Source organism: Mesorhizobium sp. M5C.F.Ca.ET.164.01.1.1 (assembly GCF_004792125.1).
In the GTDB taxonomy this organism is placed as follows: domain Bacteria; phylum Pseudomonadota; class Alphaproteobacteria; order Rhizobiales; family Rhizobiaceae; genus Mesorhizobium; species Mesorhizobium wenxiniae.
This window is the reverse complement of record NZ_SRTG01000046.1, coordinates 1-870: the sequence shown is the minus strand read 5'-3', so window position 1 is coordinate 870 and position 870 is coordinate 1. Positions and strand designations below refer to the sequence as shown.

1 protein-coding gene is annotated in these 870 nt (G+C 68.5%); it reads right to left on the bottom strand.

Annotated features, from left to right (window positions below; all coding sequences use genetic code 11):
• Positions 1–870 (bottom strand): polyprenyl synthetase family protein (locus EN807_RS32300; RefSeq protein ID WP_135937908.1); only part of this gene is annotated, 870 nt, incomplete at both ends.

Genomic DNA, 870 nt, shown 5'->3' with positions numbered 1-870 from the left:
AGCGCGAACTGGCGCGCTGCCTGCAGCCCCATGATCGACGCGCAGGTCGGCTTCTGCGCCGCCGCGTCCTTGCCGGGGGTCTTGCCCAGCGTCGCGGTATCCGCTGTCGCGTCGAGAATGTCGTCGACTACCTGCAACGCCAGGCCGAAACAGGCGCTGTAGCGATCGAGCGCATCGTACAGCGCAGCGTGCGCGGAATCCTCCGCGATGGCGCATAGCGCACCCATGCGAACGGACGCGCGCACTAGCGCTCCGCTCTTCATCCGGTGCATCGCCACGATCTTGTCTAGCTCGACGTGCTTTCCGACCAGCGACAGATCCATGGCTTGCCCGCCTGCGGCACCCTCGGCGGACACCGCCTGCGCCAGTTCGCGCACGAGCGCGATACGGTTGTCGCCCGGCGCATCCAGGCTCGCCAGGGTCAGGAAGGCGTGCGCCTGCAGCGCATCGCCGACCAGGATCGCAGTGGCTTCGCCGAACTTGACGTGCACGGTCGCAAGGCCGCGGCGAAGCACGTCGTCGTCCATCGCGGGCAGGTCGTCGTGGACCAGGGTACAGGCGTGCATCATCTCGATGGCGGCGCCGACGTGGTCGAGCATGTGCGCCGGCGTGTCGGCCAGTGCGCCGGCAGCCAGACAGAGCAAGGCGCGGGTGCGCTTTCCGCCATGCAAGGTGGCGTAGCGCATCGCCGCCATCAGCTCGGTCTCACCGTCGTCTTCCGCGCAGAGGAGACGCGCCAGCGCCTGTTCGACCCGCTTTACGCCGTCCTGCATCCAGATCTCCGGCAGCAGCCTGCCGGATGCGCCGCGCGCCTGCGCGCCCAATCCGCCGAGCGCGGAAAAGCCAGTTCGGTCGTCGTGTAGCGTGGAA